14 protein-coding genes are annotated in these 17562 nt (G+C 66.6%); 8 read left to right on the top strand and 6 right to left on the bottom strand.

Annotated elements, in window-relative coordinates:
• Positions 1–171: 171 nt before the first annotated feature.
• The 4 genes from AC1DEZ_RS00370 (at position 172) to AC1DEZ_RS00355 (ending at position 6075) form a co-directional block, all read left to right on the top strand.
• Positions 172–1182, top strand: a complete 1011-nt coding sequence (locus tag AC1DEZ_RS00370; protein WP_476778174.1) for an extracellular solute-binding protein — start codon at positions 172–174, stop codon at positions 1180–1182.
• Between the two features lie 95 nt (positions 1183–1277).
• Entirely contained in the window at positions 1278–2864 is a 1587-nt protein-coding gene (locus AC1DEZ_RS00365) for an ABC transporter permease (protein ID WP_476778173.1), read from the top strand.
• A gap of 94 nt (positions 2865–2958) precedes the next feature.
• A complete protein-coding gene (locus AC1DEZ_RS00360; RefSeq protein ID WP_476778172.1) occupies positions 2959–4716 on the top strand; it encodes an AsmA family protein in 1758 nt (585 codons plus the stop codon).
• Between the two features lie 180 nt (positions 4717–4896).
• Complete coding sequence (locus AC1DEZ_RS00355) at positions 4897–6075, top strand: E22 family MetX-like putative esterase (RefSeq protein ID WP_476778171.1); 1179 nt, start codon at positions 4897–4899, stop codon at positions 6073–6075.
• Between the two features lie 34 nt (positions 6076–6109).
• On the opposite strand, the gene AC1DEZ_RS00350 is transcribed toward AC1DEZ_RS00355, so the two are convergent.
• A complete protein-coding gene (locus AC1DEZ_RS00350; protein ID WP_441513525.1) occupies positions 6110–7075 on the bottom strand; it encodes a GlxA family transcriptional regulator in 966 nt (321 codons plus the stop codon).
• 73 nt (positions 7076–7148) lie between these two features.
• Between AC1DEZ_RS00350 and AC1DEZ_RS00345 the strand changes: the two genes are divergently transcribed.
• Positions 7149–7814, top strand: coding sequence for a DJ-1/PfpI family protein (locus AC1DEZ_RS00345; RefSeq protein ID WP_476778170.1), 666 nt, complete (start codon positions 7149–7151; stop codon positions 7812–7814).
• A 182-nt stretch (positions 7815–7996) separates the two neighbouring features.
• Positions 7997–9592, top strand: a complete 1596-nt coding sequence (locus AC1DEZ_RS00340; protein WP_476778169.1) for an arylsulfatase — start codon at positions 7997–7999, stop codon at positions 9590–9592.
• A gap of 109 nt (positions 9593–9701) precedes the next feature.
• Here AC1DEZ_RS00340 and AC1DEZ_RS00335 read toward each other — a convergent pair whose 3' ends face one another.
• A complete protein-coding gene (locus AC1DEZ_RS00335) occupies positions 9702–10517 on the bottom strand; it encodes a bestrophin-like domain (protein ID WP_476778168.1) in 816 nt (271 codons plus the stop codon).
• 63 nt (positions 10518–10580) lie between these two features.
• Positions 10581–11210, bottom strand: coding sequence for a MarC family protein (locus tag AC1DEZ_RS00330; RefSeq protein WP_441513487.1), 630 nt, complete (start codon positions 11208–11210; stop codon positions 10581–10583).
• A 294-nt stretch (positions 11211–11504) separates the two neighbouring features.
• Here AC1DEZ_RS00330 and gyrA point away from each other — a divergent pair, with 294 nt between their 5' ends.
• Both gyrA and aat read left to right on the top strand, forming a co-directional pair.
• Positions 11505–14222 (top strand): DNA gyrase subunit A, encoded by a 2718-nt coding sequence (gene gyrA, locus AC1DEZ_RS00325; protein WP_476778755.1) that lies wholly within the window; start codon positions 11505–11507, stop codon positions 14220–14222.
• A 222-nt stretch (positions 14223–14444) separates the two neighbouring features.
• The gene (aat, locus tag AC1DEZ_RS00320) at positions 14445–15116 is read left to right on the top strand and encodes a leucyl/phenylalanyl-tRNA--protein transferase (RefSeq protein ID WP_476778167.1); all 672 of its coding nucleotides are present in this window, start codon (positions 14445–14447) and stop codon (positions 15114–15116) included.
• Here aat and AC1DEZ_RS00315 read toward each other — a convergent pair.
• The 3 genes from AC1DEZ_RS00315 to AC1DEZ_RS00305 form a co-directional block, all read right to left on the bottom strand.
• On the bottom strand, positions 15113–15691 hold the full coding sequence (locus tag AC1DEZ_RS00315) for an FUSC family protein (RefSeq protein ID WP_476778166.1): 579 nt from the start codon (positions 15689–15691) through the stop codon (positions 15113–15115). The genes aat and AC1DEZ_RS00315 overlap by 4 nt on opposite strands.
• A 3-nt stretch (positions 15692–15694) precedes the next feature.
• Complete coding sequence (locus AC1DEZ_RS00310; protein ID WP_476778165.1) at positions 15695–16330, bottom strand: DUF2155 domain-containing protein; 636 nt, start codon at positions 16328–16330, stop codon at positions 15695–15697.
• 192 nt (positions 16331–16522) lie between these two features.
• Positions 16523–16933 (bottom strand): NADH:ubiquinone oxidoreductase subunit NDUFA12, encoded by a 411-nt coding sequence (locus tag AC1DEZ_RS00305; protein WP_265054815.1) that lies wholly within the window; start codon positions 16931–16933, stop codon positions 16523–16525.
• Positions 16934–17562: the final 629 nt, after the last annotated feature.

Below are 17562 nucleotides of genomic sequence, written 5' to 3'. Positions count from 1 at the left end.
TCCCGCCATTCCAACATCATGGCTCAGATATTAGAATTCATCAAAATAAGAACCAGTCTGGAAATCGTCCAAGACGCTGATTCTAAAGGATGATTCCGTTGACAGCAGTGTCCGCCGCCCTTTAACCGTCGCCCGTCGCGCTTTGGCGCCCTGAACCGACGGAGCGAAGCAATGATCAAGAAGAAGCACCTCCAGGCCCTGACGCTGTCGTCCTGCCTGCTCGCCGCGCCGGCCCTCGCCCAGGAGGTCAATCTCTACACGACGCGCGAGCCCACATTGCTCAACCCGGCGCTTGAAGCCTTCAGCAAGGACACCGGCATCAAGGTCAATGCGGTCTTCCTGAAGGACGGCCTGCAGGAGCGCATCCGCGCCGAGGGGGCCAACAGCCCGGCCGACGTCATGCTCGTGGTCGATGTCGGGGAGATCAATGCCGCGGTCGCTGCCGGCGTCACGCAGCCGATCCATTCGCCGACCGTGGACAAGATCGTCCCGGCGCAGCTGCGCCCCGACAACAGCTGGGTCACGCTGACCAAGCGCGCCCGCATCGTCGTCGCCTCGAAGGAGCGCGTTGCGCAGGATGCGATCACCTATGAGGAGCTCGCTGATCCGAAGTGGAAGGGCAAGTTCTGCATCCGCGCCGGCCAGCACCCTTACAACAACGCGCTCTTCGCCGCCTATATCGCCCATAACGGCCCGGATAAGACCGAGACCTTCCTGAAGGCCCTGCGCGCGAACGCCGCCCGCAAGCCCGGCGGCGGCGATCGCGACGTTGCGCGCGACATCCAGTCCGGCCTCTGCGACGTCGCCGTGATCAACACCTATTATATCGGCCTGATGAGCCAGGCGAAGAACGAGCAGAAGGGCTGGTACGATGCGATCAAGCCGCTCAAGACCACCTTCGCCGATGGCGGCACCCATGTGAACGTCTCGGCCGCGGCGCTGGCCAAGAACGCCCCGAACAAGGACAACGCGGTCAAGCTGATCGAATACATGCTCGGCGAGAAGGCGCAGGCGCTCTACGCCAACGGCAATTTCGAGTTCCCGGTCAACACCGCCGTCACCGACTCGGCCGCAGTGAAGCTGCTCGGCGCGGTCACGCCGGACAAGCTGCCGCTCTCCGAGGTCGCCAAACAGCGCAAGCCCGCCGCCGATCTCGTCGACAAGGTCGGTTTCGACAATTGAGCCTGAGCGCTCCGCTCACCGCCTCGCGACGGCCGCCATTCACGTGGCGGCCGTCGACGCGTTTTGCGCTGGCCTCGCTGATCGGAGCGGCGCTCGTGCTGACGCCGTTGCTCGCGCTCCTCACGACGGCGCTTTCGTCCTCGCAGGCCGCGGAGATCTGGCCGCATCTCGCCGCCAATGTGCTGCCGACCGCGCTGGTCCAGACCGGGCTCCTGCTGGCCGGTGTCGGCCTCCTCAGTGCCGTTCTCGGTGTGGGGACGGCCTGGCTCGTGACGCAGTTCGAATTTCCCGGCCGGCGCCATTTCGACTGGCTTCTGGTGCTGCCGCTGGCGCTGCCGACCTATCTGATGGCCTATATCTACGTCGAGTTTCTCGGCTTCCAGGGGCCATTGCAGAGTGCACTGAGAGCGCTGACCGGGTGGCGCTCCTTGCGCGATTACTGGTTTCCCGATCCGCGCAGCCTGCCCGGCGCGATCGCGATCATGGCGATCGTGCTCTACCCTTACGTCTATCTCAGCACGCGTGCCCTCTTCAGCATCCAGGGCGCGACCATCGTCGAGGCGGCCCGCAATCTCGGCGCGACGCCGGGCCGGCTGTTCTGGCGTATCGGCCTGCCGCTCGCCCGGCCGGCGCTCGCGGCCGGGTTGACGCTCGTCCTGCTCGAGACGCTCAACGACATCGGCGCGACCGAATATCTCGGCGTCCGTTCGCTCACCCTCTCGATCTACACCACCTGGATCAACCGGGGCTCGCTGCCCGGGGCAGCGCAGATTGCCTGCGTGATGCTGGTCGTCGTCTTCCTCTTGATCTGGACGGAGGCTCGCCTGCGCGGCCAGCGCCGCTTCGCCCTCCCGGTGCGCCAGCCTCGCCCCCTCGGCCGCAGGGCCCTGCGGCCACGCGCGGCCCTCCTGGCCGCGATCGCCTGCGCTCTCCCCGTCCTGTTCGGCGCCATCCTGCCGGTCGGCTATCTCGCCGCAGAGATCCTGCGACGCGGATTGCTCATGCAACTCGACGCTGCGCTGTTGCGGCTGCTCGCCAATGCTCTCCTGCTCGCCGGCATTGCCGCCGCAATCGTGCTGCTGCTGGGGCTAGGCATCGCCACGGCGAGCCGTGCCGGCCGCGAAAGCTGGCTGAAGACCCTCGCCCGCCTCGCTTCGCTCGGCTACGCCGTGCCCGGCACCGTGCTCGCGCTTGGGCTGCTGATCCCGATCGCCGCGCTCGACAATGTGCTGGCCAACGCGATCACGTCACTGTCCGGCATCAAGCCCGGCCTGCTGCTGATCGGCTCCGGCGCGGCGCTCGTGATCGCCTATGTCGTGCGCTTCCTGACCATCGGCATCGCCGGCGTGGAGAGCGGCTTGAGCCGTGTTTCGCCGCGGATCGACGATGCCGCGCGTGCGCTCGGCGCCGGCCAGCCCGAGATCCTGCGCCGAATCCACTGGCCGCTGATGCGCCCGGCGGTGGCAGCCGCCGCGCTGCTCGTCTTCGTCGACTGCCTGAAGGAGCTGCCCGCGACGCTGCTGCTGCGCCCTCTCAATCTCGAAACACTGGCGACCGTGGTCTATGGCCACGCCTCGCGCGGCGTCTTCGAGGACGGGGCACTCGCTGCCCTGCTGATCATCCTCGCCGGCCTCTATCCTGCCATGCTTCTGGCTAAAACCGGCACAAATCGTGCGGGATAGCGGGTTTCCCCGCCTCGACAAGCCATCAACATCGGCATACACCATCCGCCGCCAGGGGGCTGGCTGATTTCGGCCGGCGCCGATTCGGAAGTCCATGACCAGACGCGCAGCGATCCTCGCTTTCAGCCTTGTCGTCCTGATCGGCCTGCTCGGATTGCAGCCGTGGGACCTTGCGCTCGGGCGGGTGCAGCGGAGCGTCGTCGCCGCAATCGCCAAGAAGACGGGCTTCGTCGTCGAGACGGTCGAGCGCGCCGAGATCGCGCTCCTGCCGCTGCCGCGCATCAGCCTGTCCCAGGTTAGCTTCAGCCAGCGCGATGGCGCGCTTTCGGGCCAAGCTGTCCGCGTGCGGGCGCATCTACGCCTCCTGCCCTTGCTGATCGGCACGCTCAGCTTCGACAGGATCGATCTCGTCGCGCCGCAGATCGACGTGGCGGTCGCGCCCGGCAGCGACGGTGTGGCGGAGTGGCTTGCGACGCCAATGGCCGAGCTCGAGCGGCTGCGCAACCAGAGCAAGATCGTCATCCAGGGCGGTTCGCTCTTCCTGCGCGCGAACGGCGCGATCCAGAGCGTGGTCCGCGACGTCCATCTGGTCATCGACGAACGCAGCCAAAACGAGCCGCTGGAACTGTCGGGCTCCCTGACCTGGCGCGGCGTCCCGACCGAAGTGAGCCTGCTCTGGCCAATGGATGGCCGCAACGCCAAGGCCGCGCTCTCGGCCAATTCGCCGCTTTTGAAGCTCCGGTTCGACGGCACGCGGTCCGGACCGGACGAGCCGGTCCTCAATGGCCTTCTCGCCCTGTCCACCCCGTCCGTGCCACAGCTCTTGCGCTGGTTCGGCGAGGATTCGCGCCTGGCGGCGGCCCTCGGCGCGCTGACGCTGTCGGCCGATCTGCAGCTCAAGCCGCATGAAGCCTCCTTCAATAACGCGATCGCCAGCCTCGACGGCGAGCGCCTCGACGGCGTCCTCACGCTGTCCGAAACCGGGGCCGGACGCTTCGCGCTCTCGGGGACGCTGGCAGGGGCGACGCTCGATATCGGCCGCCTCGTCAACCGCTTGCCGATCCCGGCCATCGATGCCGGCGATCCCGGCCCGTTCGATCTCGACGGCTGGACAGGGCGCGAGGTCGATCTCAGAATCTCGGTCGACGCCGCCAAGCTGAACGGCGCCCGGCTCAACGACGTCGCCAGCTACCTGCTGATCAAGAAGGGACGATTCGAGACCGGGCTGGTCCGGGCCAGCGCCTATGGCGGCAGCGTCAAGACGCGGCTCCTGGCGGTCAGCGCTCCCGCGGGGGTCGATGTGAAGCTCCAGGCCGGCCTCGAGCGCGTGAATTTCGGGCAAGCGTCGAGCGACCTGCCGCAGCTGTCGCGCCTCTCGGGCAATGGCACTTTCCAGCTTGCGCTCGACGGTGTCGGCCGGACCTTTGACGAGCTCCTCGGCTCGCTGGCCGGACGGGCCAATCTCTCCGTCAAACAGGGCGAGCTCGCCGGCGTCGCCTTCGTCGACATGCTGCGCCGCGCGGAGCGGAATCCCTCCCAGGCCTGGCGAGACTGGCACCAGGGCAAGACGCCGTTCGAGAACCTGACGGCCAATGCCGGCATCGCCGGCGGGCTGCTGGTGCTGACCGACGCCCAGATGAGCGGACAGGCCTTTCGCTTCAACCTGAGCGGCAACGCCTCGCTGCGCACCCGCATCCTCGATATGGCGGCCTCGCTGGCGTCCACGACCAGCGCGCTGAGGCTGCCCTTCAGCCTCAAGGGGCCGGTGGACGCCCCGCTCTTCGAGCTCGAGACCGAGGCCTTCCTGAGCCCGGCCGGCGGCACGCCCTTCCCGTCTCTCCTGACGCGCTGATCGCCATGCGTCCTGACGGACGGGTGGTGGCGATCCTCCCTTGGCCAAAGGCATCGGATCTGTCCGAAAAGCGAATTCCCCTCTTCGGTCCGCTGCGCTGAGCGAAGGCGCTTCCGCCGCGCGTGGAAATCCGCTCTGATGCGGCGAAGGCCGCGTGACGGCTGGAGGGAGGAAGTGGTGATGAGGCAATGGATCACGGGCGTTCTCGCCCTTGCAGGATGGGTTGCAGCGGGAATGGCGGACGCACAGGATCTGATGACCGAAAAGAAGGTCTTCGAGCTGCCGAGCTTCACGACCCAATCGGGACGCACGCTCAAGCAGGTCCGTACCGGCTGGGAGAGCTACGGCACGCTCAACGCCGACAAATCCAATGCCGTGCTGATCTGCCATTTCTTCTCGGGTAACTCGCACGCCGCCGGCAAATATGACGCCAAGGACGCACAGCCCGGCTACTGGGACGCGATCATCGGGCCGGGCAAGGCGATCGACACCGACAAGTATTTCGTCATCTCGTCGGACACGCTGGTGAACCTCAACACCGGCGACCCGAAGACCACCACCACCGGCCCGGCCTCGATCAATCCCGATACCGGCAAGCCCTATGCGCTGGACTTCCCGATCGTCACCGTCCGCGACTTCGTCGAGGTGCAGAAGGCTCTCGTCGAAAGCCTTGGAATCAAGAAGCTCGCACTGGTCGCCGGCCCCTCCATGGGTTCGCTCCAGACTTTCGAATGGGCTGCGAGCCATCCCGAGATGGTGGCCAAGGCGATGCCGGTGATCGGGGCGGCCGAGGCCGACGCGATGCTGATCGGCTGGCTCGACGTCTGGGCCGCGCCGATCCTGGTGGACCCCAACTGGAACAACGGTGACTATTACGGCAGGACGCCGCCGCTTGCCGGCCTCGCCAAGGCGCTGACCGCGGTGACGCTGCAGGCAAACCATCAGGATTGGGCGAACGCCACCTTCGGCCGCCGCCCCGCCAAGGAAGGCGAAGATCCGGCCAAGGCGCTCGCCAACAAGTTCCAGGTCCAGAGCGTGCTCGACAACGCCGGCGCAGCCCGCGCCAAAGTCTCCGACGCCAATCACTTCCTCTATCTCGTCAAGGCCAACCAGCTCTTCGCGGCCGGCGGCAACTCGCTGGCCGAGGGCATGGCGAAGACCAGGGCGCCGATGTTGCTGGTGACTCAGCCAAAGGATCTGGTCTTCACCCCTGATGCGGTGGAGCGCACGGTGAAAGCGGCGAAGGACGCCGGGCGCGACATCACCCATGTCACCATCGACGGCGCCCGCGGCCATCTCGACGGCGTGATGTCGATGAAGCAGGCGGAAGGCGCGATCCGGGCGTTCCTGGCGAAATAGAACCTGTTTCGTCCAGGCTGTACGCGGCTCCGGCTTATCCCGCGAACCGCTCTCGATAGGCTTGCGGGGTCGTGCCGAGCCGCCTGAGGAACGCGCGCCGCAGCGTTTCCTCCGAACCGAAGCCGCAGCGGCCGGCGACGCGGGAGACGGGATGCCCCTGATCCAGCAGGTGGCGCGCCGTCTCGATCCTGATCTCCTCAACGGCGCGGGCCGGGGTGCGGCCCGTCGCCCTCTGGTAATGGCGGGCAAAACTGCGCAGGCTCATATTGGCCCGCGCCGCCAACCGCTCGAGCGACAAGTCGCTGCGGAGGTTCTCGACGATCCAGGCGTGCAGGCCGTCGAAGCGTTCATCCCGCCCCTGCAACGCGAGCGTGGTGCTGAACTGCGACTGCCCGCCCGGCCGTTTCAGGAAGACGACGAGCTGGCGCGCCACCGCCAATGCCGTCTCGCGGCCGAGATCGGCTTCGACCAATGCGAGGGCGAGGTCGATCCCCGCCGTCACCCCGGCCGAGGTCCAGACCTTGCCGTCGCGGATGAAGATCGGGTCCGGATCAAGCCGGACCTCGGGAAAGCGCGCGGCGAACTCGGCACAACGCCCCCAATGGGTGACGGCACGCCTGCCGTCCAGAAATCCGGCGGTCGCCAGCAGGAATGCGCCACTGCAGACGGAGGCCACGCGCCGTGCCGCACCGGCCCGTTCGCGTAGCCATGCGACAAGGGCCGGGCTGTCGCATGCGGCCTGGATGCCGTAGCCGCCGGCGACGACCAGCGTATCGACGGGTTGGTCCGGCCCGGAAAGCGGCTCCGTTAGCAGCGCAAGTCCCGCCGAGGTCATCACATTCGGCTCGGCCGCCACCACCCGCACCTCATAGGGCACGTCAGTTCTCGCCATGGCGGCGAGATCGTTGGCCGTGGCGAAGACCTGCAACGGTCCTGTTACGTCCAGGACCTGCCCCTTCGGAAAGGTGAGGATCTCGATACGACGCGGCGTCTTTGGCATGAAACGAGGGGTGTTTGACAGAACAGCCAAAGGCTGGTCCGCTATCGTGGGCCTGTCAATCAGGAGCCGCTCCATGTCGTTTCATTTCGGCCTTCTCGTTTTCCCCGGCGTTCAGCAGCTTGATCTCACCGGGCCGTATGAGGTCTTCGCCTCGCTGCCGGGAGCCCGTGTCGATCTCATCTGGAAGACGCTCGCGCCCGTCCGGTCTGCAACCGGGCTTCCCTTCACGCCGACGATCACGCTGGCGGAGTGCCCGCCCCTCGATGTGCTCTGCGTTCCCGGCGGAGGCGGCGTCAACGCGCTCCTCACAGACGAAGCGGTGCTCGACTTCCTGCGCCGCCAGGCGCCGCTCGTGCGCTACCTCACCTCGGTCTGCACTGGCTCTTTGGTGCTCGGCGCCGCCGGCCTGCTATCCGGCAAGCGCGCCACCACGCATTGGAACGCGCATGACTTCCTCGGCCATCTCGGCGCAATCCCGGTCAAAGAGCGCGTCGTGCAGGACGGCAACCTCATCACGGCCGGGGGCGTCACCTCCGGCATCGATTTCGGCCTCACGGTCGTGGCGGCGCTGACCAGCCAGGCCGAAGCCGAGACGATCCAGCTCTCGCTGGAATACGCCCCCTCGCCGCCGTTCCGATCCGGCACGCCGGAGGAAGCGAGGCAGGCCATCGTGACCGAGGCCCGCCGCCGCATGGCCGCGTCCCGCGCGGAGCGAGAGGCAATCCTGCTGCGGAACTGAGCTCCGGCTCCCGGTGCGGCTTCCGTAACCGTAACAAGGCTGCGCGGCAGACGACGGCATCCTACGCTCCTCGGGCGCAAGGCGCAGGCATAGACGCCGCCCCTGAAGGATATGCTGGAGGACGTGTCGTGGAACCCAAGCATGAAGTTTCTTCGCAGAAGGCTGCCCTCAATCGACGCTCAATGCTTCTCGGCGGAACCGTTCTCGCGGCGACGGGGAGCTATCTCGCGAGTGCGCCCGTCCAGACCGCGCAGGCCCAGCAGCCCGCGCCCGCGCCGGCCGGCGGCAGGAAGCCCAATATCCTCGTCATCTTCGGCGACGACATCGGCATCCCCCAGGTCAGCGCCTACACGATGGGAATGATGGGCTACCGCACGCCCAATATCGACCGCATCGCCAGCGAGGGCGCGATCTTCACCGACGCCTATGGCCAGCAGAGCTGCACCGCCGGCCGCGCCTCCTTCATCCTCGGACAGGAGCCGTTCCGGACCGGCCTGCTGACGATCGGCATGCCCGGCGACCCCCATGGCATCCAGGATTGGATGCCGACGATCGCCGACGCGCTGAAGACGGCGGGCTACGCCACCGGTCAGTTCGGCAAGAACCATCTCGGCGACCGCGACGAGCATCTGCCGACGCGGCACGGCTTCGACGAGTTCTTCGGCAATCTCTACCACCTCAATGCCGAGGAGGAGCCCGAGGGCTATTTCTATCCGAAGGATCCGAATTTCCGGCGCCAGTTCGGCCCGCGCGGCGTCATCAAGTCCAGCGCGGACGGCAAGATCGAGGATACCGGACCGCTCAACACCAAGCGCATGCCGACCGTCGACGAGGAGTTCCTGGCTGGTGCCAAAGACTTCATCGATCGGCAGGTCAAGGCGCAGAAGCCGTTCTTCTGCTGGTTCAACTCGACCCGCATGCACGTCTTCACGCATCTCAAGCCGGAATCGCTTGGCAAGACCGGCAAGGGCATCCATGCCGACGGCATGGTCGAGCATGACGGCCATATCGGACAGCTACTGAAACAGCTCGACGATCTCGGCATCACCGAGAACACCATCGTGCTCTACACCACCGATAACGGCGCCGAACTCGCGCTCTGGCCGGACGGCGCGATGACGCCGTTCCGCGGCGAGAAGGGCACCACCTGGGAAGGCGGCTTCCGCATCCCGATGATGGTGCGCTGGCCGGGAGTGGTGAAGCCCGGAACCCAGGTGAACGACATGATCGCCCTGATCGACTGGTTCCCGACCTTCTGCGCCGCGGCCGGCCTTGGCGATATCAAGGAGAAGATGAAAACCGGCTTCCAGAGCGGCACCAAGACCTTCAAGGTGCATCTCGATGGCTACAACTTCATGCCCTATCTGAAGGGCGACGACAAAAGCCCTCCGCGCGACGCGATCTACTACTTCGACCAGGGCGGCAATCTCAACGCCATACGCTGGAACGACTGGAAGGTCAGCTTCGCCATTGCCAGCGAAGGCAACATCGCGACGGCCACGCGCGAGGTGACGTCATGGGCCGGCATCACCAACCTGCGAATGGACCCTTATGAGCGCGGGGCCAAGGAAGGCGGAAACGCGATGGACTTCTACGCCAGGCAGATATGGCTGCTTGTCCCGATCCAGGGGAAGGTGAAGGAGTTCTTCTCCGACTTCGAGCAGTTCCCCTACCAAACGGGCAATTCGCTGAACGCCGCCGGCATCAACTACGGGCTGCTGCAGCAGCAGGCGGCCCTGAAACGCCTCAATGAGCTGGAGCGTCTCGCGCCACGTTGACCCGCATGGGCCGGCGGGGCATCGCAACTGGTGCCCCGCCGCTGCCCATAGGGCAGATCCTGTCAAGTTCCGTCGAAGCTGTAACGGTTACAGCGCCTGCCCGGGCGGATCACTGCGGCGCCGGCAGCGGCGGTATGGTTATCCCACCCTCGTAGCCTTTCAGGGCCCATTCATAGGCCGCCGTTCCCGTCCGAAACTTGCCGAGGCGCCCGGAGGCGAGATCGAGGATGTCGACGATGACCGACGTCCACATCAGCGTCAGCAAGGCGATGAGGATACGTAAAGGCTTGGCCCTGAGACCGAACTGGTAGCCGAGGCATGCCAGCGTGATGAGCGTGATGCCGACGAGCAGCCAGAAGAGCTGCATCGGCAGCCGCGTCTCGAAGGCGAAGCGTTCGTTGGTGCTGGCATCGAAGGCTTCGTTGAGCGAAGCCATCAACGCGCCGGAGATAGCGTCCGGACGCTCGCGGACGATGGCCGAAAGATGGCCCCAGATCCGCGACTGCAACGCACTCGTCCGGCCGTTGAGATTCTCGACCGCTTCGGGATCGCGGCCCGCCCTGACGAAATCGGCCCGGATGGCGGTGTATTGTTCGAGGAGCGTGGCGATCTCGTCGCCGCGCGGCGTCCCGATCGCCTTGGCCCGCAGCCACGCCGTCCCGATGGCGTTGGCTTCGGACAGGCCGCCCATGCGCCGCTCGGCAAAGCGAGCGCTCGCGAAGCTCAGCGTCAGCGCCAGGACGAAGGCCAGGAGCGCGAGCATGCCGCCGACGACGACACCGACCGCCTCGGGTGCATTGCCCGTCCTGTCGTGCAGCCGCCGGCCGGTGCGGTAGCCCAGCTCATAGAAGACGAGATGAGCCAGGAAGAGGCAGATGGCGAAGGCCAGAATGCTGCGCTCGGCGATGATCGTCGCGATTTCCATTGCCACGTCCCCCTTGGGTCGAACGCCCACGGCAAACAGCAAACACGCTTCTCTTTGACCGCCCTATCCCGCCAGAGCAGCCTTCAACCCGTCGATCACGAACTGCACGGCGAGCGCCGCCAGGATCACGCCGAGCAGCCGCGTCAGAACGACATTGCCGGTGACGCCGAGGAGCTTCGCGATCGGCGTCGCGGCCAGGAACACGGCAAGGCAGCTCAGGATCACCAGCCCGCAGATCACAGCCAGCGCGACCAGCAGCAGCGGATCGCCGCCGGCGCGGCCAGCGAGCAGGATCATCGCGGTCAGCGCCCCCGGCCCCGCCATCAGCGGGATCGCCAGCGGAAAGGCCGCGACATTGCGGATATGATCCAGCGTGATCGCGGTCTCGGCCGTCTGCTGCTTGCGCTCGGTCCGGCGCTCGAAGACCATCTCGAAGGCGATCCAGAACAGCAGGAGCCCGCCGGCGATGCGGAAGGCCGGCAGCGAGACGCCGAGCGCCTTCAGCACGACATCGCCCGCCACGGCGAAGAAAGCCATGATGCAGAAGGCGATGATCGAGGCGCGGATCGCGACCTGTTTCCGCTCGCTTTCCGACATTCCGCGCGTCAGCGACAGGAAGATCGGCGCCAGACCCGGCGGGTCGAGCGTCACCAGCATCGTGACGAGGGCGGATGTGACGAATTCGATGAACATGCGGAGGCGACTTCACCACGCCTTGCGGTCGCCGTCACCCGCGAAGAAAGGCGGGATTGTGGCAGCAGCTGTGGACGCCCGCAAAAATCGTCGACAACATATTGATATCGCTTCGGTATTTTTTGCTTGGACAGCGCCCGCTTTTGCTGGCGCGAAAGGCCGGAATCGGGTAGCCAGAAGCCTGAAAAATACTAGGAATCGGGACATTTCTCCTTGAGCGACGATACCGACGACAGGCGTGACGACGCCCCGGATTTCGGCGGCGACATCAAGCCGATCGCGATCACCGACGAGATGAAGAAGAGCTATCTCGATTACGCCATGAGCGTGATCGTGAGTCGCGCTCTGCCCGATGTCCGCGACGGCCTGAAGCCTGTGCACCGCCGCATCCTGTTCTCGATGCACGAGAACAAGAACCTGCCCGAGCGGCCCTACACCAAATGCGCCCGCATCGTCGGCGACACGATGGGTAAATACCATCCGCACGGCAATCTCGCGGTCTATGACGCGTTGGTGCGCATGGCGCAGGATTTCTCCCTGCGCCTGCCGCTGATCGACGGCCAGGGCAATTTCGGCTCGATGGACGGCGATTCCGCCGCCGCCGATCGTTACACCGAGGCGCGCCTCGACAAGGCGGCGATGCCGCTGCTCGAGGACCTCGACCTCGACACCGTCGACTTCCAGCCGAACTACGACGGCAAGGAGCACGAGCCGACGGTCCTGCCGGCGCGCTATCCGAACCTGCTCGTCAACGGCGCCGGCGGCATCGCGGTCGGCATGGCGACCAATATCCCGCCGCACAATCTCGGCGAGGTCATCGACGCCTGCGTCGCCTATATCGACAATCCCGAGATCACGATCGACGAGCTGATCGAGATCGTGCCCGGCCCGGATTTCCCGACCGGTGCCTCGATCATGGGCCGCAGCGGCATCCATTCGGCCTATCACACCGGCCGCGGCTCGATCGTGATGCGCTCGAAGACGCATATCGAGGAGCTGCGCAAGGAGCGCGAGGCGATCATCGTCACCGAGGTTCCCTATCAGGTGAACAAGGCGACGATGGTCGAGAAGATCGCCGATCTCGTGCGCGAGAAGCGCATCGAGGGCATCTCGGACCTGCGCGACGAGTCGAGCCGCGAGGGCGTGCGCGTCGTCATCGAGGTCAAGCGCGATGCCGTCGCCGATGTCGTGCTGAACCAGCTCTACCGCTTCACGCCGCTGCAGACCTCCTTCGGCGCCAACATGGTGGCGCTGACCGGCGGCCGCCCGGAGGTCTTGAACCTCAAGGACTTCATCTCGGCCTTCGTCGAGTTCCGCGAGGAAGTCGTCTCCCGGCGCACGCGCTACCTGCTCAACAAGGCCCGCGAGCGCGCCCATGTGCTCTGCGGCCTCGCCACGGCGGTCGCGAATATCGACGAGGTCATCCGCCTGATCCGCACTGCGCCGACCCCGGCCGCGGCGCATGAAGCGCTGATGGCCCGCGACTGGCCTGCCGAAGACATCGCTCCGCTGATCGCGCTGGTCGACGATCCCCGCCATCCGATGAACGCCGATGGCACCTACCGCCTGTCGGATGCGCAGGCCAAGGCGATCCTCGAGCTGCGCCTCGCCCGCCTCACGGCTCTCGGCCGTGACGAGATCGGCGACGAGTTGCAGAAGCTCGCCACCGAAATCGCTGATTATCTCGACATCCTGCGCTCGCGCGCCCGCATCCAGTCGATCGTCAAGACCGAGCTCGCCGAGGTGAAGGCCGCCTTCGCCACGCCGCGCCGGACCGAGATCCAGGACTGGGGTTCCGACCTCGACGACGAGGATTTGATCGCCCGCGAGGACATGGTCGTGACCGTGTCCCATGGCGGCTACATCAAGCGCGTGCCGCTCTCGACCTATCGGGCGCAGCGCCGCGGCGGCAAGGGCCGCTCCGGCATGGCGACCAAGGACGAGGATTTCGTCGCGCGGCTGTTCGTGGCCAACACGCATACCCCGGTGCTGTTCTTCTCCTCCGAAGGCCAGGTCTACAAGGAGAAGGTCTGGCGCCTGCCGCTGGCGGCGCCGAACGCGCGCGGCAAGGCGCTGGTCAACATGCTGCCGATCGAACAGGGCGAGCGCATCACCACGATCATGCCGCTGCCTGAGGACGAGGCGAGCTGGGAGACGCTCGACGTGATGTTCGCCACCGCCTCGGGCGGGGTGCGGCGCAACAAGCTTTCCGACTTCGTCAACGTCAACCGCGCCGGCAAGATCGCGATGAAGCTCGACGAGGGCGACCACATCGTCGACGTGCAGATCTGCACCGAGAATGACGACGTGCTGCTGACCACGGCTGACGGCCAGTGCATTCGCTTCGCGGTGCCCGAGGTGCGCGTCTTCAAGGGCCGCGACTCCACCGGCGTGCGCGGCATCAACCTGGCGAAGGGCGACGAGGTCATCTCGCTCGCGATCCTGCACCATCTCGACGCCACGCCGGACGAGCGCGCCGCCTATCTCAAGCGGGCGGCCGCGGCGCGCCGCGCCCTGACCGGCGAGGCCGACGAGGGTGCGGACTCTGCCCCCGCAGTCGAGGCCGATGCCGAGGAGAGCGCCGGCGACATCGAGCTTGGGCTCGATAAGTACACCGCCATGGGCGCGGCCGAGCAGTTCATCCTGACGATCTCGGAGAAGGGCTACGGCAAGCGCACCTCGTCCTTCGAGTACCGGGTCACCGGGCGCGGCGGCAAGGGCATCGTCGCCATGGTGGTCAACGACAGGAACGGCAAACTCGTCGCCTCCTTCCCGGCTGTCGATACCGACCAGCTGATGCTCGTCACCGATGGCGGCCAGGTCATCCGCGTTCCTGTCGATGCCGGCCCGGACAACCGTATCCGCATCGCCGGCCGCTCGACCCAGGGCGTGACGGTGTTCAACACCGCCAAGGACGAGAAGGTCGTCTCGGTCGAGTGCATCAACGATGACGGCGAGAATGGCGAGGAGGCCGGCGACGAGGCTCCGGGCGAGGAGCAGGCGGAAGGCTGATTGATCAGCTTTTTACGGCCAGTTTCTCAGCTTACCTCTGAGCTCTGGCCTCGCTGCCTGCTTGGCGCTGACGATGCCCGTCATTCCCCGGCGGCGCGAAGCGTAGGCCCGAGAATCTCTGGCAGGAAGCAGCGCCTCTCCGTCACGTCATGCTCGGGTCGAGCCCGGGCATGACGCGCGGCTTCGTTTGACTCGCAACGCCCCCCGCGATCCCATGCGTCCATGAAGGCTCGTTCCGTGCCCGTCCGCTCGCCCGCGATCACGCCGGAGATCATGCTGCGCGCCTATGCCGCCGGCATCTTTCCGATGGCGGAAAGCGCCGATGATCCCGGCCTGTTCTGGGTCGAGCCGGAGCTGCGCGGCATCATCCCGCTCGACGGCTTCCATCTCTCCTCGCGCCTCGCGCGCACGGTCCGCTCGGACCACTTTGAGATCCGTGTCGACAGCGATTTCGAAGCGGTGATCGAAGCCTGCGGCGAGGCCCGGCCCGACCGGCCGGAAACCTGGATCAACACCCGCATCCGCGCGATCTTCGGCGAGCTTTTCGCGCTCGGCCACGTCCATACCGTGGAATGTTGGCGCGAGGGCCGCCTCGTCGGCGGGCTCTATGGATTGTCGCTCGGCGGCGCATTCTTCGGTGAAAGCATGTTCCACCGCGAGACCGACGCCTCCAAGGTCGCGCTCGTCCATCTCGTCGCGCGGTTGCGGCGCGGCGGGTATCGCCTGCTCGACACCCAGTTCCAGACCGGCCATCTCGCACAGTTCGGCACCGTCGAGATCCCGCGCGATGCCTATCGGCTCAGGCTCGACGATGCGCTGCGCCACCAGGGCAATTGGGAAGCTTGGCCAAGGGAGCCAGCCGTGAGCGGCAGGCAGGCGCTCGCCGAACTCTAGTCTGAGGTCGGCCTGCGTGGATCGAGGCGCTCGGCCAGCCAGACGACGGCGATCGCGACGCTGACGCCCCAGCCTACCTCGAAGACGCGCGAGAGCATCATCTGCTGCGCGCTCGTTCCGGGATGGGGGACCAGCAGGATGATCGTCGCAGTGATGCCGGCGAGGCGCGCGGCGCTGGCGACGTTCAGCATCCAGGCTGCCAGAACGGAGAGCGCCGCCGCCAGCAGATAGCTCACGATGGTCTGGCCGGCGATGAGCACGACCGCGACGCCGATCGCGCCGCCGATGGCAGCCCCGACGAACTGGTCGCGCGCCGTCGTCCGCGTCGCGCCGAACTCGGCCTGAACCACGGCAATCGCGGTGATGGCAGCCCAGAAGCCCTCGCGCAGCCCCAGCGCCTGCGTCGGCAAATAGGCAGCGAACGCCGCCGCGCTCGACATCAGCGCATGTTCGAGGCCGTCGCGGAAGCGCCGCCCGGCGGGACTCCGCTTGCGCAGATCGGCGAGGTGACGGCGCAGGCGCCTGATGCGCGTCGTTTCGCGCCCGGCTCCCTTGTCAGCGCCGTCGGGCGGCACGGGTCAGCCGCCGCCGGTCGGGTCGCGGCCCTGTCCCGGATTGGTCGGGAAGAAGCGCTGGCTCGGCCGCTGCGGCTGCACCGGCACGCCGCGCGGCGGCTCGACATCGATGCGCCCGCCGGGCGGCGGCACAGGCTGCTGCAAGGGCGGCAGCAGGTTCGGATCGCGCGGCGGCGTGCGCGGGCGGCGCGGATCCTCCGGCGCCGGCGGTGGCTCGGGCTCCTTGGGATCGACGACGAGCTCGGTGCCGCCCTTGCACTCGGTCAGCCAGACATCGTAGATCGCGTGCTCGACGCCGTGCAGGCCGGGGCTCGCCGCATACATCCAGCCGGTGAAGATGCGCCGGTACTCGTTCTTGAACGTCACCTCGTCGACTTCGACGAAGGCATCCGTCTGCGGTGCTTCCGTCGGTGGCCTGCTCCAGCAGACGCGCGGCGTCAGTTGCAGCGCGCCGAACTGCACCGTCTCGTCCACCGCCACTTCAAACGAGATGATGCGGCCGGTGATCTTGTCGAGCCCCGCAAAGACCGCCGTCGGATTGCGGATGCGGTCGGCCTGCGCCGGCCCCATCGCAGCAAGCAACGCGGCCCCGCTCGTGGCGAGGCCTGCCAGGGTCGAAAGGCGGAACAAGGACGGCATGCTGGCGCGAATCTCTTCCACAGCGCGGAAAGACCGCGACGGGGCGCAGTAACACGGCAAAGGCAGCGGAAAAAGGGCGTCGCGCCCGAAACGGCCATTTCAGCAGCGGCCGCCGCTGCCTTGCCACCCAGCAAAAAGGCCGCCCCGAAAGGAGCGGCCCCGATATCTCGCAACCTGCCTTGCGGCGTTGCCTCAGCGGCCCGGTGTCCAGGCCTGGTAGTCGCCGGTCGCGGCCGGGCGCTCGCCCTCCGCCAGCGTCGAGCCCTGCGGGCGATAGGCCAGCGCCGTGCCGGTCCAGTTCTGCTGGTGCGGCTCCTGCCACTCGCGCGGCTGGTAGCTCTCCTCCGAGGGGGCGACGTCGACGGTGTGGTGCAGCCAACCATTCCAGCCGGGCGGAACCTTGGAGGCCTCGGCCTCGCCCTTGTAGATCACCCAGCGGCGCTGGAAGCCGAGCGCCTTGTCCTTCACCCCGCCTGCGGTGCGGTAATAGACATTGCCGAACTCGTCCTCGCCCACCTTCTCGCCGAAGCGCCAGGTGTGGAAGCGCGTGCCGATGGTTTGGCCGTTCCACCAGGTGAAGATCTGCAGCAGCCAGTCCTTCATTGCCTTCAGTCCATGCGCTTGCAGCGCCGTGCGGAGAGGCCGGCGCGTCTTGGCCCGACTTATGGCGGCAGGGCCCTGCTCTGTCCAGTCCGGAACGCTGCCGCCGGGTCGCTTCGCCGCGCCAGCGGCGCTGGATGGTCTCCAACAATATCCACAAGAGCGTGCAAAACGATGGTCCAGCCGGTCGTCGCCCAGACCGCGCAGCGCGCGGCCTGATTCCTCCTGCGATCGGCTGCTGATTCCCGCCCACGCTCCGCCGGAATTTCGCCGCGATTAGGCTCGCTCGCCGCCATGATTCAGCGCCGAAGCGCACCGACTTCAAGCACTTGGAGCGCTCCCCGCAACCGCTATCTGCAAACCCGCGCTCGTCACCCGAGGGTCACACTTCATTTACCGTGAATAGTGGGGATTTTAGGAACTGCGCTTCGCACAGCGCTGTGGCAATGTTGCCGCGGGGCAGCGATTCTCTTCGCCATTTCCAAGGCTTAGCCAGGGCCTTGAAACTTATCCCCACAACCCACACATCCCTACCACATGTCGTATCCACAAGGATGGCGCTCCACTATTCCTTGACGGAGCGTCGCGAACGGCGCTAGATTTTGACCATCGCATGACGGCCGGCGGCACCC

Source organism: Allobosea sp. 10L422 (genome assembly GCF_056395345.1).
The sequence above is the reverse complement of the archived record's forward strand: the minus strand, read 5'-3'. Positions and strand labels throughout refer to the sequence as shown.